The following is a 21,651-nucleotide window of genomic DNA, read 5'->3' as shown; positions in this document are numbered from 1 at the left end:
CCCCAATGATCACGAAGCCCGTGCCTGCTCTGCTATGCACCCCAACCGGTCACGGCCCGACCAACCGCCCGACCCCGGAACTCGCCCAAGCCCTGCCCTCCCGCGGGCCTGAACGTTCTCGCCCGCGTCCAGCAGCCCTTTGGGACTCGATCGTGGCCGAGAGCACAGACGACTGGGCGAAACCAATACGACGCGCGCCCGAGGCCTGGGCCATACACCGCAGGGCCATACCCTGGCCTGACGAACCCCCTCGGCTGCCACCTGAACAGCGGGCGCTTCCTGGGGGAACAATCATTCGGGGCGCAGATGCATTTATGCATCTGCGCCAGACGTGCTTCCGGCGCTTCGATGCCACTCTCTTCAGTGATTACGGGGGTGAACAGGAACCGTAAGGTGTGGGTCTGCATCCATTGCTCACACAGGAGAAAGGATGCATTCACCGTGCCAGAGCAAGATCCGTCTGCAAGGAAAAAGCGAGTGAAACCATGGGGGGTGGCCGCCCTCAGCGCCATTTCAGTCGGCCTCCCGAGCGTGCCAGCTTTCGCCGAGAGTGCCGTCGGCCCCATCTATATCACGACGTGCGCCGCCTGTGCGGGCGCGGCCTCGTTCCTTACACTGCGCACCAGCAAGTCGAAAACGGAGATTGAAAGGTCTGCAGTTTTCGAGGCCGCCATGGGGCCGTTGTCGAAGCGTATCGGCAAGATTCTGGAAAAGCCCCAGGAATTCGAACAGGAGAGGGACGGTGTGCTGGCACGCCTGGTCGAGGTGGCAGGCGAGATCGCACATCCGCGCGCACTGAGCGCCCTGTACTGGCTCGCCCCCGACGGCGGCAGCCTGGACCTGGCGATCGTCAACCAGTCGGCCAAGGAAGCCGGCATGCCGGAGACGTTCGCGGACACCAACAAGGGCCGCTTCCTGCTGGCCATTGCCCGATCCACCGGAGAGGCGGCCGGCGACTCGGCCAGCGGCCGTTATGTACAGGACTACGCCAAGGACCCCGATTCCAAGCGGATCTACATGACCGACGACTGCAAGACAGCACTGTTCAAGCCCGTACGCACCGGATCAACATCGCACGGCCTCTTGGTGCTTCAGGCTCAAAAGGCCGGGCACATTCCCGCGGGCCTCGAGGACGACGAACGCCTCAATTCCGTTGTCAATCTGATTGGATTCATGCGGCAGCTTCAGATCCCGGCTGCTCGTCGAAGGGATGTTCCAGGCCAGAGCGGGGATCCCGTCGTGCAAACATGAGATGCTACTCCCGCCCGGGCACAGCCCGGGCGAGTTTGCCACTACGCGGCAACGGACACACCTACTCTGAGTAGAACTGGACCGGCCGCAATTGCACCACACTCGGGGGTCACATGAACCACGTCAGGAATACTACGGTCCGTTTCGGCACCGGCTGGGTGGAAGGCGACGTGGCCAGCGCCGACTACTTCGCACACGCCCGCAGGGAAGCCGCCCAACGCACCCTGGGAGGGCCGCTCCTTCGGAAACTCGGCGATGCATGCACACACCTCCTCCGCCGCGTCCTGCGGCGGATGAAGTAACCCCACGCGCCCGCCGCCCGGACCATCACACGACGGGCGGCACCGCTCCTTCACTCCCCCGCTATCCCGCCAAGCAACCTGCACACCCCGCGAACCGCGCTACCAACTCCTCACCAGACATCACGCCGACACCCGCCGACAGCGCACGTAACGATCCATACCGCCCTCACCCCACAGCCGGCGCCCGGACGGCCCGGACGGCCCGGACGCGGATCCCATCAGGACGGTGGCCAACTGGCTCAAGACCGGCGATCCTCGGCACCCGACTACCGGAGCGTGGTCCAACCGTGGCAGACCCTACTGACGGCTCATCAGGGCAGGACTCGAATCCGTCCTGTGGAGGCGGCGGCGGTTGCCACCATGAGTGGCCCAACGCCGTATCCACGGAGCCGACCGCGCCTAGATGTTGCGCGTCATGACGTTGTTGCCGGTGTCGTTGGCAGCGACTTGGACGGGTAGCTGCGCAGTACGAGGGGTGGCTTGTGCGCTGACGACTCGTGCGGGCCCGTCGGAGATGCCTCAGCCACTCGGCGTGTGGGTCTCCTCCCCAACGGCTGCCCTCTCATGCGAGGTGGAGGGTGGCGAGGGCGGTGGTCCAGTCGGTGACGATGGCTTTCTGCGCGGCAGCGAGGGTGACTTGCCCTTTGCAGACCGCGGTGTGCAGCTTCGTCTCCACCGGGTCCTTCTTGTTGTTGACCCCGGAGCCCCTGCGGTGGCCGGGGTCGGCGGGCTCCACCCACAGATTGCGGGGGTCGTTGGGGTCCCCGCCGAGCTGCAGACTTATCAAGTGATCGTACTCGGCATCCCCCATGCGGCCGGTGAAGCCATAAGAAACGGCGTTGAGCCTCTTCTCCTTGCCCGTCACGTACGCGGAGGGACGCACCCCGGAGGTGTAGCCGCCCTTGCGGCAGATCGTCGAGGCCAGGTTCGACTGCGTGACCGCCGGGGAGATCGCGCCCGGCGTGCACTTCGGGTCCTCCAGCGGCTCGCCGTGCCCGTAGCGGTAGTGGCAGGAGCCCGCGGCAGCCTGCTGCTGCACCGTGTAGTGCTTCTGCGGGCCGGCCCCCACCGCGATCGCCCGCCCCGATGTCCCACCGGAGGCGGCGGTCCCCGATGGGTCCGCTGCCCGGGACCCGCTCGCAGATGGGGACAAGCCGCCGAGCGAGTCGGGCGAGCAGCCCGCCACGAACAGGGCGGCGAGCAGGACGGACGAAAGACGAGTAGAGCGCATGACGACCCCTCACGGGCAGATGGTGACTGAGCAGATGCTGCCCCACCCGCCTGCCGCCGCATCGCTCGGGGTCCACGTGAGCAGCGCGCACCGTCCCGCCGCCACGGATCCCGTGTACGGCCGGTGACAAATCCGTGTCGGCCCCATTCGCGAAGTACGCCGAGGGGACCCGGCTGATTCGGGGGAATCCGGCCTGGTGCGACTTTCCGCACCATGGCAGATCGGCGGCCGGGCGGGCCATCCCCGCTACGAGGACCACGACTGCTTGTGATCTTCGAAAGGGAGCTTCGTGCGTTCCACCCGCGCCCTAGGGACCGCGGCCGCCGCGCTGTCCGCGCTCGCCGCCCTCCTAACCCCCACCACCGCGCACGCCGCCGGCCCCGGCAACTCCGTCGTCCTGCCCGTCCGGGACACCCTGGCCTCGCTCCGAGCAGTGAGCTGTTGACAGCAACAGTTCGTCGCTCTGGGTGGTCATCAGGCGGTGCGGCCCTTCGAAGTGGAAGATCGCGAGGGCTGCTGCGGTGATGTCGCCGATACGCTGCGGGGACAGGCTGACGTGCCGCAGCGCCTTGAAGCGGGTCTTCAGGTCGGCGTTGGCTTTCTCGGCCAGGGCGCGGATGGCTCCGATGACCTTGTTGAACTGCCGCTGTCTGGGGGTGAGTTCGCCGCCGGTGGGCTTCTTGTGGGGCAGGCGGAAGGAGGACGGTGCGCCCTCGTAGCCGGTGTCGGCGATCGGGACCAGGCCGTCGGCCGCTGCGGCGTCCAGGGCGGTGAGCAGGCCGTGCGTGCGGGCGCAGGTCATGTCGTGTTCGCGGCCGGGGCGAACCGGGGAGGTCCACAGCGGGAAGCCGTCCGGGGCGGAGAGAACCTGGATGTTGCCGCCGTGCCGTTTGTGCTTGCCGGACCACCACAGGTCCACTCCGACGCTGGGGCCGGGTACACGGCAGCGGTCGGTCTCGATGAGGGTGCCGTCGAGCATTACGTGCGTGTGGCCGGCCGCCTTCGCGCTCGATGGCCTGCTCCAGCGTCGGGGCCTGGGCGTTGAGTACGGCGATCCCCTCCAGGACGTAGCGGTGGCAGGTCCGGCCCGAGATGATGTTGTCGGCGGCGAGTTGCGCGATGCGGGTGTTGTCCAGCAGCCAGCGCAGCACGAGCACGGCCTGCCGGAACGATCCCAGGCGCCGCGTTGCGCGCCGGGTTCCCCGTGCCCGCCGCTCGGCTTCCAGCAGCCGGGCGAGGTACAGGACGGTCTCGCGGCTGAAGTCGAGCACGGCTGTATAGGTGACACTGGTGGACACGCGTGCAGACGCGGCTACCTCTGTGACTGAGCACGCTGGTCGGCCATGCTGAGCATCACAGTTGGCCGCAGCGGCATCGACCAGCGGCTGCAGCAGCTCGCCTCGATGTCGATCCCATCTGGCGGCAGAAGGGTGAGCGAGCGGGGACCGTAATCGGTGCAGGACCACGTACACGCCGTCCTGGATCACCTTGCTGGAACAGCACACATCTCGCGAAGGAGGCGTGCTTGTCCGGCGCGTGCGGTCCCGATCACCTGGGCGTCGGCCCGGTCAAGGCCCGCGCCACTCACCGAGGCCCCGGCAGCCGCCGGACGGCGGGTATCGGAGCTCCTCAGTCCAGTACGAAGGTGCCGCCTGCGGTCGTCGCAAGGTCGGTCCCGAGGGCGGCTGCCGGTGTCCAGGCCCCGGGCCTGCCGACGCCACGGGCCAGCAGTTCGGTGACGGTGGCGGTGACGTCGGCCGTGAAGTCCATGCCGTCGCCGGCGCGGAGCCATCCCTCGTGCCAGGTGCCGTCCGCCCACTCGACGACGGCGTGCCCCCAGGAGTGCTTGCGCGGACGGGGTGCGGCCTTCACCGGGACGCGGCCGAGCCGGTCGACGGCGAGGCGCCGCAGCGCCGGAACGGACAACAGGCGGCCGAGCAGCGGGAGCAGGGCACGTATCAGCGGAGCGGTCGGCACGAGAGCCGAAGTCGCGGTGACGAACGGTGCTCCACTCACCGCATGCGCCGCGATGAGCTCGCCGGACGCGACACCTGCCGACTTCGCCGACTCCCCGTCCGGGAAGATGAGCTGCCGCGGGTCCGCGCCGAGGCGCGACGTCACGAGCCGCCCGTTCTCGTACCGCCGCCCGCCGGCGGTGAGCACGTCCACGATGCTGGCCGCCAAGGCGGCACCGAGCACACCCGCCTCGACGGCCACCGAGCCCACCGCGTCGACCCGAACCCGGTGCGGCGTGGGCCGGCCTTCGCACAGCTTCGCTACCACCGCCTCCGTCGCCAGCACGCCGAATCCGGCGCCGGTGACCAGGGCGCTGCCCGCCCGCACCGCTTCGTCGTGCAAGGCGAGCAGCCCCTCCACGGCGACCACGTCGTTGGCCTGGTCGACGTAGTGGCCGCCGGGCATGCAGGCACGGGCGATCACTGGTGCTGTGGCGGCGAAGGCTCCCATCGTGTTCACCACCACCCGCGGGCGCTCCCGGGCGATCTCGTCCGCGATCCGCTCAGCCGAGTCGGCGACGACCACCTTCGCGTCCCCAGGCAGACCGGCTTCGGCCCCGACGGCGACCATCCGATCCCGGCTGCGCCCGACCGGCACGACCGTCAGCCCCCGCGCGACCAGTCGCGCGGTCACGCCCCGGCCCACACGGCCGGTCGCCCCGACTATCCACACCTCGTCGTTCGCCCTGCCCTCGCCTGTCGTCCCGTCGGTCTTGCTGGTCTCCGTCATGTGAACGTCACCCCTGCCTGCTCCGGGCCGCACCGGGGACGGGTGCCCCCTAGTGATGACACAGTGTGTCGTCAGTGCAGGCTAGCACTGACGACACAGTGGGATATCACCTGTTACCGTCGACCTGTGGCGAGGTGGGATCCGGGTGCCGAGGAGCGCCTGAAGCAGGCGGCTCTGGAGCTGTATTTGGAGCGCGGCTACGACAACGTGACGGTGACCCATATCGCCGAGCGGGCCGGACTCACCCGGCGCTCCTACTTCCGCTACTTCCCGGACAAGCGCGAGGTCCTGTTCGCCGGCTCGGAACGCCTGCCCCCGGCAATTGCGAAGGCGGTCCTGGCGGCAGACCCGGACGCGGCTCCGCTCGCTGCTGTCCTCGACGCGCTGGCGCAAGTTGGTGCCCAACTCGTCGAGCAAGTGGACGGCGCGACGGAGCGCCGGGCGGTGATCGACGCCAGCCCGGAGCTGCAGGAGCGCGAACGGACCAAGGCGGTCGCGATTACCGAGGCGATCCGTGATGCTCTGAAGCAACGTCAGGTGAAGGCCGAGACAGCCGAATTGGTCGCGCAGCTCGCCACGATGGTCTTCCAGAACGCCTTCCGGCACTGGATCGAGGGCAAAGGGCATGCGAGTTTCGGCAGCTGCCTGCACACGGTGACCGACGAACTGCGAGCCACCCTCGCCGAAACGTGAGGAGTAACGTCCGCCCACTGCCGTAACTGATCGCTTCAGGGCGAGACCGACGCCTCCACCTGCCCAACTTCTTGACCGCTGCCACCGAACGCCTGAAAGGCACCAGAGTGGCCAACTGCCGCACTCAGTTACGACCTCGCAGAGCGTCACCGCTCGTTGCTGTCAATAGCTCAGTCTGTGCCTGCTTCGTGCACGACGACAGCGTGTGCACGAAGGACGTGCCGTACGCCTCAGTAGGCTTGTGCGTCGAACCTCGGATGCGATCTTCTGCTGGACAGACCCCCTGGACCAGCGATCGCCGGGGAGGGTGGCACGTTCAGCGGGCCGAGCGGGTGGCGCGCAGGATCAGTTCGGTGACGGGGCCCGGGTCGCTCACGGCGACCGCGTGGGGTGCGCGGACCCTGACTGTGTGGGCGTGGGCGCGTTCGGCCATCCACTGCTCGGCAGCCGGAGGGATGTTGCGGTCCTCGGTGGCCACGAGGTACCAACTGGGGATCTGCTTCCATGCCGCAGCGGTGGACTTCTCCTGGAGCGCGGCCAGAGTGACGGGCCGCTGCCCCACGGCCATCACCTGAGCGGTGGCGGTCGGCACTCCGGCCGCGAACTGCTCCCGGAACAGTTCCTTCTTGATGACCAGCTCCTCGCCCTGGCCGCCGCCGGTCAGCGGGAAGTACTGGGTGGAGGTGGCCTGAGCCAGGGTGCTGCCGGGGTACTTGCCGGTGAGTTCCAAGGCGCTTTCGCCGATGTCCGGAACGAACGCGGCTATGTAGACGAGGGCTTTGACCCGAGGAGCGTCCGCTGCGGCGACGCTGATCACGGCGCCGCCGTAGGAGTGGCCCACGAGCACGATCGGGCCCGGAATACTGTCCAGGACGCTGCGGATGTAGGCGGCATCGCTGGTCAGCCCGCGCAGGGGCAGGGCCGGCGCCACGGCACGGTGGCCTTGCCGCTGAAGCCGTTCGACGACGGCACTCCAGCTGGAGGCGTCGGCGAACGCGCCGTGGATCAGGACGATGGTGGGCCGCTCATGCCCGTGGCTCTGCTCGTCCTCCGCAGGTGACGGAGCGGCGAGCGCGGCGCCGGGGGTGCCCAGGGCGGCGGCACCGGCCAGAAGCGACATGGTGACGGTGCGGCGTGAGATCGGTGAGTTCATCGTTCGCTTCCTACGGTGGTGTCCATGGGGCTGCGTCTGAGGGGGCGGATAAGCAGGTGAGCGAGGCGCCTGTCAGGGTCCGAGGCAGTCCGGCATCGGTTTCGGCGTCGGAGGGTCCGGCGTCGCGGGCCCGGGGCGGGTCACGGGGCCGTTGCCTGGACTGCCTCGTGGATCAGTTCGGCGACACGCTTGGGGTGGGTGAGCATCACCAGGTGTGAGGAGTCGACCTCGATCGTGGTCATTCCGGCCCGCTGGTAGCCGTAGCGCTCCACATCCGGGTTGATCGTGTGGTCGGCCGAGGCGACCAGGCCCCAGGAGGGCTTGGTCTTCCAGGCCGCGACGGGGGCCTGCTCGGCGAACGCCTGTGCGGCGAGCGGCCGTTGGGAGACGGCGAGAACGGAGGCGAGGCGGGATTCGACGCCGGCGGCGAAGATGGACGGGAACTTGTCGATCTGGACCGACACATCGGTACCAGGAGTGGCCGAGCCTTCGATCGGGAAGGGGGTGTAGACGAGTGCGCCGGCGAGGTCGGAGTCGGGGAAACGGCCCTGCAGTTCGCCCAGGCTCTCGCCCTTCTCCAGAGCGTAACCGGCCAGGTAGACCAGTGCTGTGACGTTGTCCTCGGCACCGGCGACGGTGATGACGGCACCGCCGTAGGAGTGTCCCACCAGGACGACCGGGCCGGGTATCTGGCGGACGAGCGACGCGACATAGGCGGCGTCACCGAGCAGGCTGCGGTTGGGCACCGCCGGGGCCACCACGTCCAGACCGCGGGCGATCAGTTCGGGGATGACACGGGAGTAGCTGGAAGCGTCGGCGAAAGCACCGTGGACCAGGACGACGGTCGGGCTGCCGGATCGGGACATGGCACAACTCCTTGTGCAGGGTGATGATCGGCTGGTGGACGGCCCGGCAGCGGCTGCCTCGTACGAGGAACTTCAGCAGGCGGGAGCGGCGCGCGAGGCCCCGCCGGGCCACGAACTGCGGGCACGAACCAAACCGTAAGGACAAACGGTGAGGGCGCTTGCCTGTGAGTGTCCGAGCCCTTGTCTGGCAGCGCCTCCGGACTCTGCGCCGTCGGGCAAGGAGGGGTTCACTGCGCGACAGCAGGGGGAAGGACGCCGGCCCTCGCGTGAACGGTGTTCCGCGCCGCGTACGCGGGCCACGCCGGCTGCGGTGAGCACGGCGGGAAACAGTACGGCGCCACGGGGTACGGGTCGCCGTGGAGTGCGGACAGCCCGCGCTGGGCGCGCCAGGGGAGGCCGCCCGCCCAGATGACCGTGCCCAGCTGGGCCGCACCCCGCAGCAGGCCCGCGCGGCGCAGCTCCCGCCGGCCGACGGCCGCCCATTGCCTTCAACCGGGCGAGCACCGGGCCCGCGGCCCGGTCCGCGGCGAGTTCGTCCAGGAGCACGGCGGTGGTGCTCACGCATGCCGGCCACCCCCGCCATCGGGACAGCTCGACGACAGTAGCGGTTGTTGACGGGGCTCGCGCGTGTTCACGGCCCCGCGGGGCGAGGCGTCACGCACCGGCTGCCCTGATGAGCAAGCCTTGGCTGGGGTCGCTGTCCGGTGCCGGGTCCGTCGCGGAGGCCGAGCCGGCCAGTGGGAGGGACGCGTTCGCCACCCTGTGGCACTGACACGCCAAGTGGCTGACCGGGTACGGCGATTGCCCCCGAGCGCCCTTGCACTTGCCCGACGCTGCACACGTGCGGTCGCACAGGCAGCGGCCCGCCACACGGGTCGGGAGAGGGCGCTGACGGGCAAGCTCCTCTGCACGCACAGGCATCACGGCCGTCCGGCCGGCACCTACATTTCCGGGATCCACACCGTTGCCGGAACGAAGAGGCCCCCATGCAGTTCGGAATTTTCTCGGTGGGGGACGTGACCCCCGACCCGACCAACGGCCGTACCCCGTCCGAGCGCGAACGCATCAAAGCGATGGTCGCCATCGCGCTGAAGGCCGAGGAGGTCGGCCTGGACGTCTTCGCGACCGGTGAACACCACAACCCGCCGTTCGTGCCGTCCTCCCCGACCACGATGCTCGGCTACATCGCCGCCCGTACTGAGAAGTTGATCCTTTCCACCGCCACGACGCTGATCACCACCAACGACCCGGTGAAGATCGCCGAGGACTACGCGATGCTCCAGCACCTGGCCGACGGCCGGGTCGACCTGATGATGGGGCGCGGCAACACCGGCCCGGTGTATCCGTGGTTCGGCCAGGACATCCGCCAGGGCCTCAACCTCGCCAAGGAGAACTACGCGCTGCTGCGCCGGCTGTGGCGCGAGGACATCGTGGACTGGGAGGGGAAGTTCCGTACGCCCCTGCAGGCGTTCACGTCCACGCCCCGGCCGCTGGACGGCGTACCGCCGTTCGTCTGGCACGGCTCGATCCGCTCGCCCGAGATCGCCGAGCTGGCGGCCTTCCACGGCGACGGTTTCTTCCACAACAACATCTTCTGGCCCGCCGACCACACGAGGCAGATGGTCCAGCTGTACCGGCGGCGGTACGCCCACCACGGTCACGGCCGGCCCGAGGAGGCCATCGTCGGCCTCGGCGGGCAGGTCTTCATGCGGAAGAAGTCGCAGGACGCCGTACGGGAGTTCCGTCCCTACTTCGACAACGCGCCCGTCTACGGGCACGGGCCCTCGCTGGAGGAGTTCACCGAGCAGACTCCGCTGACGGTGGGCTCTCCCCAGGAGGTCATCGACCGGACGCTGTCCTTCCGTGCGACCGTCGGCGACTACCAGCGGCAGCTGTTCCTGATGGATCACGCGGGTCTGCCTCTGAAGACCGTGTTGGAGCAGCTCGACATCCTCGGCGAGGAGGTGGTGCCGGTGCTGCGCAAGGAGTTCGCGATCGGCCGCTCGGCCCGCGTGCCGGACGCGCCCACCCACGCGTCCCTGCGGACCGTTCAGGAGGTGTCCGCCGCATGAAACTCGTCGCCGTGTCCGCGGGTCTGAGCACCCCGTCCTCCACCCGCCTGCTCGCCGACCGTCTCGCCGAGTCGGCCCGCGGTGAACTCGCCGACCGGGGCCACGACGTGCACGTGGACGTCATCGAGCTGCGGGAGCTCGCCGTCGCCGTCGCCAACAACCTCCTGACGGGCTTCCCGTCGCCCCCACTGGCCGCCGCGATCGACGCGGTGACGGGCGCCCACGGCCTGATCGCCGTGACCCCCGTGTTCACCGCCTCCTACAGCGGGCTGTTCAAGTCCTTCTTCGACCTGATCGACCCGGACGCCCTCACCGGGAAGCCGGTCCTGGTCGCGGCAACGGGAGGCACAGCCCGCCACTCCCTGGTTCTGGAGCACGCCCTGCGCCCGCTCTTCGCCTACCTGCGCGCCACCGTCGTACCCACCGCGGTGTACGCGGCGTCCGAGGACTGGGGATCCGGCGGCGACGAGTACACCGAGGGCCTGCCCGCACGCATCCGGCGGGCGGGCGGCGAGCTGGGCGCCCTCGTGGCCGCCCGCCCGGCCGAGGAGACGCCCGACGACGACATCACCGCGCTCGAACGGCAGCTCTCCGACCTGCGCTTCGACTGAACCCGAGCCCGGCGGGCCGCCAGTGATCCGGTCGGGTCCCGGTGCGGGCCCACCACTGCGGGTTCTGCCCTGGCCTGCCTCTGCGGCCGGGCCGCCCGGTGCCGGACCAGCAGGGCGGGCGCAGGTTGGCTGATCACCCTCGCCCCGTGGGCTGGGTGGTCGGCATGTTCTTCCTGGTCCCGCTCGGCGACCGGTGGGACATGTGCCGCCTGATCACCGTGACCATGCTGCTGCCGGCCCACCGGCTCGACCTCGCCTGCCCGCCTCAACAGCGCTTCATCGCCATCTTCCAGCACCGCCCTGCGCGCCCTGTCTCTCCTGGCACTCCTGTATGGGGTCTCGGCACGCCGAGAGGGCGGCTGCGCCGCGACGGGTCCGGCCACCCTGACGCCGAACCGCACCATCCCGGCTCCCCGCAGGCGAACACCGCTGCCGGAAGGCACCCGCGGCCGCTCGACTGGCATGTGGCATGCTTCGTGCACACCGCGCCGCGCACCCACGACAATCCCACTTCCGTGCGGCCACGGCTTTGGGGGATGGCACGTGGACCGGTTTACCGAGAACCCCTCTGTCGGCAGAACGAGTGTCGTGCAGGCGCCGGTGCGCGGCCGGGACGACGAACTGGCATTCCTCGAGGCACGGCTCGACGTCCTTTCCCGCGGGCACGGCGGGATCGTGTGTGTCGAGGGTGCGCCGGGCTGTGGAAAGACCCGGCTCCTGGCGGACGGGTACGCCGCCGCGGTGCGGCGGGGGATCCGGGCGTTCCGGGGAGGCGCGGATCCCGACGAACAGTTCGTGCCGCTCGGTCCGCTGCTGGACGGTCTGCTGTCGGGAGCCGAACCTCTGCTCGACGCGGCGACGGTGCGAGCGCTCTCCGCGACGCCCGACCAGCGGTTCTGGCTGCTTCAGGAGCTGCAGGACCGGCTGGAGCAGACGGCCCTCGACACGCCGCTGCTGATCGTCCTCGACGACATGCAATGGTGCGACGACCTGACACTTCTTGCCCTGCGAACCCTCTCGGCCAGGCTCTCGTCGCACGCGATCCTGTGGGTGGTGGCCGTTCGCAGCGGGACCGGGACCCCGTCGGTACGCGTGGCACTGGACCGGCTTGAGCAGGCCGGCGCCCACGAGTTGCGCCTCGGGCCGCTCACCGACGAGGCGGTCGCGCAGATCGCCGAGGACGTCCTGGGCGCAGCGCCTGATCCGGGGGTCCTGAGTGCCGCCCGCCGGGCGGAGGGCATGCCGTTGCTTCTGGTGGAACTGCTCGGTGGGCTCCGTGACGAGGATTCGGTGATCATCGAGAACCAGGTGGCACGGTTGTCGCGTGGCATGATCCCCGATCGCCTGCGCTCCTCCGTCCAGCGGCGTCTCGACCACCTCTCCGAACCGGCCCGCGAGGTCGTGCAGGCCGCCTCGGCGGTGGGCCGCATCGTCCCCATCGATCTGCTGGCCGAGCTGGTGGGCAGACCGGCGGCCACCCTGATCGCGCCCGTGCGGGAGTCCCTCGACTCCGACCTGCTCGTCGAGCAGGACGGTCACCTGCGGTTCCGCCACGACCTGATCCGCGAGGCCGTCGACGGCAGCCTCCCCGCTTCCGTACGCCGGGCGCTACGGCGCCATGCCGCCGACGTGTTGCTGGCGCGCGGTGCCCCGGTGCTCGAAACCGCCACGCTGCTGGCCGACAGCGCGGACGCCGGCGACCGCTCGGCCGTCGAACTGCTCCGAGGCGCCGCGGCGGAACTCGCGGCCACCGCGCCCTCGTCGGCGGCGGAACTCAGCGGCCGGGCCCTGGCCCTCACCGCCGACCGGGCCCCGGAACGGTCGGCGATCGTCGCCGAGACCATCCTCCTTCTCTGGCAGACGGGGCAGGCCGCACGAGCCCGGGCGCTGGGTGCCGCGACGCTGCCCGGCAGCATGCGGCCGGAGGACGAAGCACAGGTGCGGCTCAATCTGGCCCGCATGTCCAGCCAGTACGACTTCACGGAAGCCGTCCGGCAGGCCCGTGCCGGCGCGGCGCTGCCCGGCATCCCGGCAACGCTGCGGGCCCAGCTGCTGGCGCTGCTGTGCCTCAACCTGTCCATGGTGGGCGACATGGAGGCGACCGCCCTCGCCGTGACCGAGGCGCGGGAGGCCGCCGCGCAGGCGGGGGACCAGGGGGCCGAGGCCACCGCGCTCGCCGTCGACTCGGTCGTGCTCTTCTACCGGATGGACTGGAGCGAGTCGTTCCGGCTGGCGGACCGGGCCGCCGCCCTGGCCGCCGATCTCGGGATCGCGCACTCCCTGTGGGTGCCGGAGGCACTCTGGACGACATTCCTGCTCAACGCGGCGGGGCGATCCGCCGAAGCGCTCGCGGCGTCCGCGGCCGGCGTCCGCGAGACCCGCCAGCAGGGCCAGGCCGCCGCCATGCTCCTGTGGCTCATGAACCGCTCGCGCACACTCCTGGACGCGGGGAGGCTGGCCGATGCCCGAGCCGAGGCGGAAGGCGCGTCGGCCATGGTCGACGAGCTGGGCATGGGTAACTTCGCCGACGCCACGCTGCTGTACACGCTGGTGCGCGTCGCCCTCCACACGAACGACCTGGACGCGGCCCGCACCTATGTCGAGCAGGGGAGGCGGATGCTGAGCGACGAGGCGCCGCTCGTCCGGAACGTGGGCTCGTGGATGGCCGCACTGCTGGCGGACTTCGAGGGCCGCCCCGACCGGGCCATGGCGGTGCTCGACGAGGCGGCGGGGGCGCTTGCCGAGCAGAGGCCCTCTCTTGCCAGCCCGGACGATCCCGCTGACGCGCCCGTCTTCGTCCGTATGGCGTTGCGCGCCGGAGCCCGCGAGCGTGCCGAGCTGGCGGTCTCCGTGGCGGAGCGACGGGCCGCGCTCAACCCCGGATTCCCGATCCTGGCGGCCGCGGCCGCGCACGCCCGGGGGCTGCTCGACAACGACCTCGCTCACCTCCTGGACGCGGTCCGCCTGTACGACGACTGTCCCCGGCTCCTGGCCCGGGCGTCAGCGCTGGAGGACGCCGGACGCAAGCTGGCCGCCACCCGTGCGCCCGAAGGCGTGCCCTACCTCGATTCGGCCCACGCCCTCTACACGGAGGCGGGCGCCGAGTGGGACACCGCACGGGTCCGCCGCCGCCTGCGGGCCGTGGGCGTCCGGCGTACCACGTCCGCGGGATCCGTGAAGGGGTGGCCGGAGCTGACCGTCTCGGAAGTCGGTGTGGTGCGACTCGTTGCGCAGGGACTGACGAACCGGCAGGTCGCGGAGCGCCTCTCCCTCTCACCGCACACGGTGAACTCGCACCTGCGACGCGCCTTCACCAAGCTCGACATCACCTCGCGCGTGGAGCTGACCCAGCTGGTGGCCGCCCGCGACAGCGGAGAGTAACCGCGTCGTATCACACGATGGTTTTCCTTGACTTGACGAACCGCGTGATGTGGAGATGTGGGCGGGCGGCCACGATGGTGATAGGTGCTTGAACGTTGAAAGGCGGCGTTATGACGCCAGTCGCATCTCGTCCTGACATGGATCGCCCCGTTGGCAGCCTCCTCACCACGGCTTCGGTGCCCACCCATCAAAGGCGGGCATACTGGCGCGAAGCTCTGTCCCAGACATTCGCCGCAGCGGACGTAGCGGTCCCCGACGAGGTCTGTTCGGGAACCATCCGAACGTCCCCTCTGAGTCATCTGCAGCTCACGACAGCGGATGGCAGTCCCATGCGGGCGTGGCGGACTCCGCAGCTGATCGCACGGAACGAAACCGAGTACGTGGTCATCAACCTCTTGGGAAGGGGCGTCGCCAGAATCGAGCAGGAGGCCCGTGAGGTCTACCTGCGTCCCGGCCAGTTCGCCTTCTGCGACATGGCACGTCCGATACACATGGAGTTCCCCAATCCGTACCAGACGAAGTCCCTCGTCCTGCCACGGCATGTCCTGGGCCTGAGCGAGTCGGAACTGCGGCAGATAACGGCATCTCCCGTTCGCTCCGGCATGGCCCTCGGCGGGATGCTGTCGATCATGCTGTCCCGGCTCACGGACACTGCCGAAACGTTTCCACCGCGCACAGGCGAGTTGCTCGCCCGCAATGTCGTGGACCTGCTGACCGTCCTGGCCGACGAACAACTCGGCAGGGACTCCGAGGGGACACCGAGCGGCGATGCGGTGCTGCTGCTACGGATCCGGACGTTCATCGGCCGGCACCTGGCCGATCCCGACCTGACCCCGGAGGTCATCGCCAAGGCCCACCACATCTCCGTGCGCTACCTGCACAAGATCTTCGAGGGCGAGGACACCACGGTCAGCCGCTGGATCCAAGGCCGCCGCCTGGAAGCGTGCCGACGGGATCTGCTGCGTCCCCAGGCTGCGCATCGCACCATCGTCGCGGTGGCACACCGGTGGGGCTTCACCAGCGCCGCCCACTTCAGCCGGGTGTTCCGGGCCGCCTATGGCATGTCCCCCAGCGAGTGGCGGAACGCCCACCGGCCGTAGTCGTGCCCCTCCGGGCTCGGTGCTCTCACGGACAACACTTCGTACATTCCTCGGCAAGCTGCTTCCACTGGCGGTTTTAGGGTCATTTGCGTAGACGCTGCCCCCCAAAGAAGCTGCTGATCGGGGTAAGACATGACACAGCCGTTTTCCAGCGCCGACGGGACCTCGGTCGCCCATGAGGTGGTGACGCACGTCGTCGTCGCGGACGAACCGCCGGTATCACTGCCCGCCGAACTGCGCTATGACAGGGCAGATCCCTATGCCGTGTGCCTCTCTCTCGGAGCGACGTCCACCGGCACCGTCGACTGGGTGTTCGCGCGCGACCTCCTGTCGGAGGGATTGAGCCGACCGGCGGGTGTCGGAGACGTCCTGGTGATACCCAGGCACCGCTGCCATCCCCTCTCGGTGCGCATAGTCGTCAGGTCCAGGGTCGGGGCAGCCGCGCTGGACATCGCGACGACGGCGGTCATCGCGTTCTTGAAGGAGACCGAGAGGGTCGTGCCACCGGGTACGGAGGGATGCCACATCGACCTGGACCGCGTCGTGGCCGACCTCATGGCGGGAAGCGAGTGACAGATCGGCTCGGAAAGCACGCCGCCCCGCGCTGTCGCCAACCTGACGGATGCCGACGCGCCGCCGGCGCGTCGGCAGCGGATGGCGATCTCCGGCGTTGCTCCGGCTCAAGCACAGGTCGGAATCCTCGGCGCGCCGTTCTCCGCGCGCCCACTTCTTGCTCAGGAGCGCACGCTTCCCCCTTCGGGGAGGTGACGGGGGAGCGAGGGCGGGACACTTGTGGCCCTCACCGTCTTCGCCGGGACGGCGCGGTGGACGGGCCTCGTGAGGGTGGCTACTGCAGCCCTCCGGCCCCCGAACAACGAGGGAGCGCAAGTGGTCGACGAAGCGATGGGTGACGATGTCTACCAGCCGGACGGTTCCGAGGTGCAGGACGACGTCGGACTGCTCGACGCATCGGACACCCTGGACTACCGAAGCGGCGACCAGGCCCTGGACGAGGGCTACTCGCCCCCGGAGAAGCCCTGGGCCGTGGAGCACACCGGCGTCACGGCGTCGGAGCAGCGGCGGGGCGAGAGCCTGGACGAACGTCTTTCCGAGGAATTGCCGGACGTCGGTGTCGCGGAGGGCGACGGTATCGGGGACACCTGGGACACGGACGGTGAGCTCATCGACGACGAGGTCGGAGACGAGCGCGCCGGACGGCTGATCTCGCCGGACGAGGGCAGCCATGAGAACACCGAATACGACCTGGTCGCATACGACGTCGGCCTGGACGGCGCCGGGGCCTCGGCCGAAGAGGCCGCGATGCATGTGATCTCCGACGCCGAGTCCTACTGAGGGGACCTGTCGGGTCAGCCGTTCCAGCCCGCCAGGAAGGCCGAGGAGTTCTCCGTTGACGTCGTAGGGGCGTTCCTCCCGGCAGACATGACCGCACCGGGGAAGGGGCACACCCGCATGTTCCGGGTGTGCCCCTTGGTTCAGGCACCCGTCGGACCGGGTGCAGGAGGTCCGGTGATGGTGTCGAGCGGCGGGCCGATGCGGACGGGCGGCCTGACGTCGTGGTCAAGCCGAGCGAACCGATCGCCAGGGAGACGACTTGGTCATGACCTGGGAGTCGCCGGGTGTTCAGGTTGAACTTGTGTGGCGCAGCAGATACTTGTGCTGTCCGGAAAGGACGAGCTCTCCGCGCTGGTTGTGGATGGTGGCCGCCGTGACCACCACGCCGCTGCCGTCCTGTGGAATGAGGTCCGTGATGGTCAGCGCCGGGTACAGCGTGTCGCCGGTGTGGACCTCACCGAGGAAGCTGGCCGACAGCTCCAGGAAGCTGATGAAGACCTCGCCGATGAAGTGCGGGAACAGTGTGGCACCCGGCGCGGTGAAGGCCAGCACCTGCAGCCCGTGCACCACCGGAGCCGTATGGCCGTGCCTGCCCGCCCAGACGGCGTCGTAGTGCACCGGGTGGTTGTCCGCCGAGACCGTCTGGAAAGCTGCCGCATGCGCTTCGGTCAACGTACGGCTGGGGGCGCGGAACACCTCTCCGACTTTGAGGTCGTCGAAGGTCTTGGCCGGGACCATCAGGAACGATTCGGGGTCGAAATCGCCGGAGCCGGTCAGGGCCGCTGCGCCGTTCTTGTCGTTCTTCGCCATCGTGTGTTCCCTTCGTGACGCTCCGGCGGCCGGGGTGCCGACGGCTCGGAGGTGGTGCGAACGAGCCGGCCGGGTCATTGGTCGGCCAGCGCGGCGTGTTCGATGCTCGCCGCGAACAGCGGTGTCTCGCGCCTGTTGTGGTCACCGGATGCGGCCTGGCGAGCCTTCGCCGCCTGCTCGAAGGACGTGCCCTGTTCCTCGATGAAGGTGAGGAACTGGTTCGTGGGGTGCGCTGTGACCGAGTTCGTGTACTCGCAGTGTTCGCTGTCGACGGGGCGCACGCTGAGATCCCAGGTCACCTGGACTTTGGTGCGTCCGGTGGGGGGTGAAGACGTCCGAGACGGACACCATGCGGCAGTGGTGCCGCTCGATGATCTCACCCACGTAGTGCTGAATCATGAGAGCGGTGCCGATCATCTCCACGTTGATCGACATCCGCCGTCCGTCGTCGGTGGTCGTGGAGCCGGCCGCGATGTGGTCCGGTGGGGCGCACCGCTGGTATTCGGCTTCGGGAAGGGAGAAGAGCCAACTCGCGATGTCGATCTTGTCGATGGGTGCCTGGATGGTGTGGCTGTACGACGAGTTGGACAGGACGAGGTCCGTCAGGACTTCCAGTGGGGCTTCGGGCGTTGTCCGGGGCATTTCGTTTTCCCAACCTTTCGGCGCCTGTGCGCTGTTCCGCTGAGTGTTCGTCGATGCCGCGCGTGACAGGGCCGGTCTTGGGGTTCCGTGACCCGGCGGCCCCCGGCGTCGGCGGCTGTCAGGCGTGGGCCACGGAGTGCCGGTCTGGTGTCGGCCAAGGCCCTGTTCAGCCGCCGGCCGGATGTGGCCATATCCAACTGCCGCAGGCGCGGGGCGCTACGCCGGTGTTCCGCGTCCGTGGTGTGCGGCGGCGCACAAACGACGCTAGGCGTGGTCCTGGCCAGGCCGTTGCCCAGGAGCGCAGGCGGCGCTGTCCGGTAGCGCACGGCTGTTGCCGGCTATTCGTCCGGCAAGCGGGCGAACGCTCGAGCCGAGACCGCGTCGCCCGAATCCTGTACGACGGGGCCCGAAGCGGCGTCGAAGGCATGGGTCACCTCCGGCACGGTGCCCGGGACGAGGAGTCGGCGAGCCTGCTCCTCGTAGCGGCGGTCGGTGGTGGTGAGCCGGCTGTGGTGCTGGGCGAGATGCTCCGACCAGGACGCGACCAGGTAGTTCTCGATGAACCGTTCCGGATCGTTGCCGTCCTGATAGAGGCCCCAGGTCAAGGCACCGGTGCGCCGTCGTGAACCGGCGACCTGGTCCATGCGCTGGGTGAAAGCGGCGTGGTTCTCGGGAGCGACCCGGTAGGTGACGGAGACCAGCACCGGGCCGTCGGCCGGTCCGGGCTCGAACACCAGAGGGGGAACGGGCCAGTGGTCGGACGGCGACGGGTCGATGTGGGCGGCGTCGTGCAGCGGCCACCGGCGCACGCTGGCCGCGCTGGCCAGCATCAGGACGCTGCCGACCAGCAGGGAGGCGGCAAGCCCCAGCCAGTCGGCCAGGGCACCCCACAGTGGTGCCGTCAGGGCCTGGCCGCCCTGGAAGACCAGGAGATAGACGCCGAGTCCGCGGGCTCTGACCCAGCCCGGAAGCCGTGTCTGCACGGCCGCGTTGAGGGTGGACAGGACGCCGATCCAGGCAAGACCGGCGGGCAGCAGCACCACCGCCACCAGCCATGGAATCCGGACCGTGGCAAGGACTGCCAGGACGCAGGCGAAGACCAGGGCGCCGGCGCCGAGCATGCCGTTGGCACCGAGGACGCGACGCAGCCGCGGCAACACGACGGCGCCCGCCACGGCGCCCACACCGACCGCGCCCAGCAGCAGCCCGTATCCGTCCGAGCCGAGGCCCAGCGAGCGGCTCGCGATCAGTGGGAGAAGTGACCACAGAGCGGCACCGCCGGGGATGAACAGGACCGTGCGCAGGAGGACTCTGCGGACGCCCGGCGCGTGCCACACATACCGGCGACCGGCGTACAGGGCGGCCAGCAGCTTCTCGTCCCCGGCCGCCGGAGACGCCGTCGCGGGTCGCCGCCACAGCAGGAGGACGGCCGCGATGCCCAAGTAGGAGGCGGCGTTGAAGGCGAAGACCCAGCCCGCGCCCGCCGCCGCGACCACCACCCCACCGAGCGCGGGCCCGAGAGCGCGGGCCAGGTTCATGTTCACGGCGCCGAGCGCGGCCGCCTCAGGGAGTCGGCGGCGTTCCACCAGCTCCGGCTGGATCGCCTGCCAGGCCGGGCCCATCAGCGCGGTGCCGCAGCCCAGAAGGAAGGTGAGCGCGAGCAGCGGAACAGGAGTGAGGGCGTCCATGAAGGCCAGCGCCGTCAGCGCACAGGAGACCGCGAGCATGGCGAACTGCGCGGCCAGCAGCACCGTACGACGGTCGAAGCGGTCGGCGATCACTCCGGAGGGCAGGGCCAGCAGCACGATGGGAAGACTGGAGGCGGTCTGAACGAGTGTCACCAGAGCCGCGTTGTCCCCGATCAGCAGCCACTGGGCTCCCACGGTCTGCATCCAGCTGCCGATGTTGGAGACCAGCTGGGCTATCCACAGCGCGCGGAAGACGCGCGCCGCGAGCGGTGCCCAGGGCGAATCCGGCTTTGAGGGCTTTGATGGTGCGGGTGCGACGCTCATGCTGATCCATGCCTGTACAGGATGCGGATGCGGATCAAGCGCTCGGGCGAGGTCGAGTGGGCCCGGCGCTTGCGGTCGGCCTTTGAGCGTAAGAACCGCTGGGCAAAGGTCGTTGACTGAGAGCGCATCGGTTGTGGTCCGGTAGCGCAGTGGCCCGGGATGGTTTTCTCCCCCCTCGCTCCTAGGCCGGCCGCGCCCACGCGGCGTCGGCGGTCGACAGGCGGTGGGTGATCGCGGAGGTGGCCGCGAGGAGCAGCAGCGCGAGGCCCAGGGTGAGGACGAGATGACCGTGCAGGAGGAGTTCGGCGCCGACGAGGGCTCCGAGGAACATGGCCAGTACGGAAAGGATCCGGCGGCCGGGCCGCGGGGCTGGGCCGCCGGCCGGGGTGGAGTCCGCGGCCAGTCCTGTCAGGGTCAGGGTCAGCACGGTGGTGGTGAGGTCCGGGACGGCGAGGCGCCGGGCGACCGCGTTCTGCAGGCCCATGCCGAGCCCCAGGAACACGATCAGCGTGTACTGGACGCTGGTGGTGACTCGTCCGTCCGATGCGGCGGCGACCGTGACGGTGACCGCGACCAGGACCGTCTGCACAGCCGTCGCCGACCTCAGCAGGTGCCCCCGGTGTGTGGCGAACCGTGTGCCGAGCCTGCCCCCTGCGAGCGCGCCGAGGAGGAAGGCGGCCATCGAGACGACGGACGCGAGAGCGGACAGGCTCTCGGCGCCGGCCAGGGCGAACCCGAGGAAGACCACGTTGCCGGTCATGTTGGCGACGAAGACGTGCCCGAGGGCCAGATAGCTCACGGCGTCGACCAGGCCGGTGGCCACCGTCAGGGTCAGCAGCAGGGGAGGCAGCGGACCGTGACGTTCCTCTCCGCGCGGTATCAGCGTGCGGACCACGTCACTCAGCAGTGTGCGCATACCGCGTCTCTCCTTTTGTGGTGGCCGGCCGGTGCAGCACCGCGCGGGTGAGCAGCGCGCTCGTCGGCCCGATCACGATCGCGGCGACGGCGACCCACGTCGGCCAGGCGGTGACGCCCAGCGCGTGGTCAATGGACCGCCGTCCCGGCCCGGTCAGGGCCAGGACGGCGGAGACGACGACAAGGACGAGGGGGTATTCGTAGCCGTCGTTCTGCACCCACAGACCCTTGGTCCACTTCACGGTGCCCGCGACCGTCATCACGCCCATCGCGACCATCGCCGCCAGAGGCGTGAGCAGTCCGGCCGTCAGGAACAGGCCGGAACCGATCTGACCGGCTCCCGCGGCGAGGGCGGTCAGCCGGCCGCCGCGGAACCCGTCACGGCGGAACTCCTCGGTTCCGCCCGCCAACCCGTTGCCTCCGAGCCGGAAGCTCACCTTCTGCACCCCGTGCCCGGCGATGAGCAACCCCACCACCAGCCGGAGGATCAACAGTCCAGCGTCCATAGTGTTCC

At 69.6% G+C, this 21,651-nt stretch carries 18 protein-coding genes and 1 pseudogene; 9 read left to right on the top strand and 10 right to left on the bottom strand.

Going from position 1 to position 21,651, the window contains the following annotated elements:
* Nucleotides 1-492 precede the first annotated feature (492 nt).
* On the top strand, nucleotides 493-1,251 hold the full coding sequence (locus ACWC09_RS43690) for a hypothetical protein (RefSeq protein ID WP_450856774.1): 759 nt from the start codon (nucleotides 493-495) through the stop codon (nucleotides 1,249-1,251).
* Nucleotides 1,252-2,115: 864 nt separating this feature from the next.
* On the opposite strand, the gene ACWC09_RS43685 is transcribed toward ACWC09_RS43690, so the two are convergent.
* The 3 genes and pseudogenes from ACWC09_RS43685 to ACWC09_RS43675 all read right to left on the bottom strand — a co-directional run bounded on the left by ACWC09_RS43685 (nucleotide 2,116) and on the right by ACWC09_RS43675 (nucleotide 5,529).
* On the bottom strand, nucleotides 2,116-2,784 hold the full coding sequence (locus ACWC09_RS43685) for a hypothetical protein (RefSeq protein ID WP_450856772.1): 669 nt from the start codon (nucleotides 2,782-2,784) through the stop codon (nucleotides 2,116-2,118).
* A gap of 490 nt (nucleotides 2,785-3,274) precedes the next feature.
* Nucleotides 3,275-4,055, bottom strand: a pseudogene (locus ACWC09_RS43680) (HARBI1 family protein); the annotation flags it as partial.
* Between the two features lie 358 nt (nucleotides 4,056-4,413).
* Nucleotides 4,414-5,529, bottom strand: coding sequence for a hypothetical protein (locus ACWC09_RS43675; RefSeq protein ID WP_450856770.1), 1,116 nt, complete (start codon nucleotides 5,527-5,529; stop codon nucleotides 4,414-4,416).
* A 126-nt stretch (nucleotides 5,530-5,655) separates the two neighbouring features.
* Between ACWC09_RS43675 and ACWC09_RS43670 the strand changes: the two genes are divergently transcribed.
* On the top strand, nucleotides 5,656-6,222 hold the full coding sequence (locus tag ACWC09_RS43670) for a TetR/AcrR family transcriptional regulator (protein ID WP_450856768.1): 567 nt from the start codon (nucleotides 5,656-5,658) through the stop codon (nucleotides 6,220-6,222).
* A gap of 316 nt (nucleotides 6,223-6,538) precedes the next feature.
* On the opposite strand, the gene ACWC09_RS43665 is transcribed toward ACWC09_RS43670, so the two are convergent.
* Together ACWC09_RS43665 and ACWC09_RS43660 are read right to left on the bottom strand one after the other, a co-directional pair.
* A complete protein-coding gene (locus tag ACWC09_RS43665; protein ID WP_450856767.1) occupies nucleotides 6,539-7,375 on the bottom strand; it encodes an alpha/beta fold hydrolase in 837 nt (278 codons plus the stop codon).
* A gap of 140 nt (nucleotides 7,376-7,515) precedes the next feature.
* Entirely contained in the window at nucleotides 7,516-8,241 is a 726-nt protein-coding gene (locus tag ACWC09_RS43660; RefSeq protein ID WP_450856765.1) for an alpha/beta fold hydrolase, read from the bottom strand.
* A gap of 986 nt (nucleotides 8,242-9,227) precedes the next feature.
* Between ACWC09_RS43660 and ACWC09_RS43655 the strand changes: the two genes are divergently transcribed.
* The 6 genes from ACWC09_RS43655 to ACWC09_RS43630 all read left to right on the top strand — a co-directional run bounded on the left by ACWC09_RS43655 (nucleotide 9,228) and on the right by ACWC09_RS43630 (nucleotide 16,758).
* Nucleotides 9,228-10,313, top strand: coding sequence for an LLM class flavin-dependent oxidoreductase (locus tag ACWC09_RS43655; RefSeq protein ID WP_450856763.1), 1,086 nt, complete (start codon nucleotides 9,228-9,230; stop codon nucleotides 10,311-10,313).
* Nucleotides 10,310-10,924: an FMN reductase gene (locus ACWC09_RS43650; RefSeq protein WP_450856761.1), complete on the top strand. Its 615-nt coding sequence runs from the start codon at nucleotides 10,310-10,312 to the stop codon at nucleotides 10,922-10,924. The genes ACWC09_RS43655 and ACWC09_RS43650 overlap by 4 nt, the downstream gene beginning before the upstream one ends.
* A 543-nt stretch (nucleotides 10,925-11,467) precedes the next feature.
* Nucleotides 11,468-14,305 carry an ATP-binding protein gene (locus ACWC09_RS43645; protein ID WP_450856760.1) on the top strand — a complete coding sequence of 946 codons (2,838 nt, stop codon included), beginning with the start codon at nucleotides 11,468-11,470 and terminating at the stop codon, nucleotides 14,303-14,305.
* Nucleotides 14,306-14,415: 110 nt separating this feature from the next.
* On the top strand, nucleotides 14,416-15,405 hold the full coding sequence (locus ACWC09_RS43640; RefSeq protein ID WP_450856758.1) for a helix-turn-helix domain-containing protein: 990 nt from the start codon (nucleotides 14,416-14,418) through the stop codon (nucleotides 15,403-15,405).
* 132 nt (nucleotides 15,406-15,537) lie between these two features.
* Nucleotides 15,538-15,978, top strand: a complete 441-nt coding sequence (locus ACWC09_RS43635; protein WP_450856756.1) for an SsgA family sporulation/cell division regulator — start codon at nucleotides 15,538-15,540, stop codon at nucleotides 15,976-15,978.
* A gap of 330 nt (nucleotides 15,979-16,308) precedes the next feature.
* Nucleotides 16,309-16,758, top strand: coding sequence for a DUF5709 domain-containing protein (locus ACWC09_RS43630; RefSeq protein ID WP_450856780.1), 450 nt, complete (start codon nucleotides 16,309-16,311; stop codon nucleotides 16,756-16,758).
* A 288-nt stretch (nucleotides 16,759-17,046) separates the two neighbouring features.
* Here the strand turns inward: ACWC09_RS43630 and ACWC09_RS43625 are convergent, their stop codons facing one another.
* Together ACWC09_RS43625 and ACWC09_RS43620 are read right to left on the bottom strand one after the other, a co-directional pair.
* Complete coding sequence (locus ACWC09_RS43625; protein WP_450856754.1) at nucleotides 17,047-17,568, bottom strand: MaoC family dehydratase; 522 nt, start codon at nucleotides 17,566-17,568, stop codon at nucleotides 17,047-17,049.
* 74 nt (nucleotides 17,569-17,642) lie between these two features.
* Nucleotides 17,643-17,867 carry a hypothetical protein gene (locus tag ACWC09_RS43620; RefSeq protein ID WP_450856752.1) on the bottom strand — a complete coding sequence of 75 codons (225 nt, stop codon included), beginning with the start codon at nucleotides 17,865-17,867 and terminating at the stop codon, nucleotides 17,643-17,645.
* Between the two features lie 107 nt (nucleotides 17,868-17,974).
* Between ACWC09_RS43620 and ACWC09_RS43615 the strand changes: the two genes are divergently transcribed.
* Nucleotides 17,975-18,253 (top strand): hypothetical protein, encoded by a 279-nt coding sequence (locus ACWC09_RS43615; protein WP_450856750.1) that lies wholly within the window; start codon nucleotides 17,975-17,977, stop codon nucleotides 18,251-18,253.
* A 295-nt stretch (nucleotides 18,254-18,548) separates the two neighbouring features.
* Here the strand turns inward: ACWC09_RS43615 and ACWC09_RS43610 are convergent, their stop codons facing one another.
* The 3 genes from ACWC09_RS43610 to ACWC09_RS43600 all read right to left on the bottom strand — a co-directional run bounded on the left by ACWC09_RS43610 (nucleotide 18,549) and on the right by ACWC09_RS43600 (nucleotide 21,643).
* Nucleotides 18,549-20,222: an MFS transporter gene (locus ACWC09_RS43610; RefSeq protein WP_450856748.1), complete on the bottom strand. Its 1,674-nt coding sequence runs from the start codon at nucleotides 20,220-20,222 to the stop codon at nucleotides 18,549-18,551.
* Between the two features lie 181 nt (nucleotides 20,223-20,403).
* Complete coding sequence (locus ACWC09_RS43605; protein ID WP_450856746.1) at nucleotides 20,404-21,138, bottom strand: YoaK family protein; 735 nt, start codon at nucleotides 21,136-21,138, stop codon at nucleotides 20,404-20,406.
* Nucleotides 21,119-21,643, bottom strand: coding sequence for a DoxX family protein (locus ACWC09_RS43600; protein ID WP_450856744.1), 525 nt, complete (start codon nucleotides 21,641-21,643; stop codon nucleotides 21,119-21,121). Before ACWC09_RS43600 ends, ACWC09_RS43605 begins: the two co-directional genes overlap by 20 nt.
* Nucleotides 21,644-21,651 lie beyond the last annotated feature (8 nt).

The sequence above is a fragment of the Streptomyces sp. NPDC001617 genome (assembly GCF_053596855.1).
The sequence above is the reverse complement of the archived record's forward strand: the minus strand, read 5'-3'. Positions and strand labels throughout refer to the sequence as shown.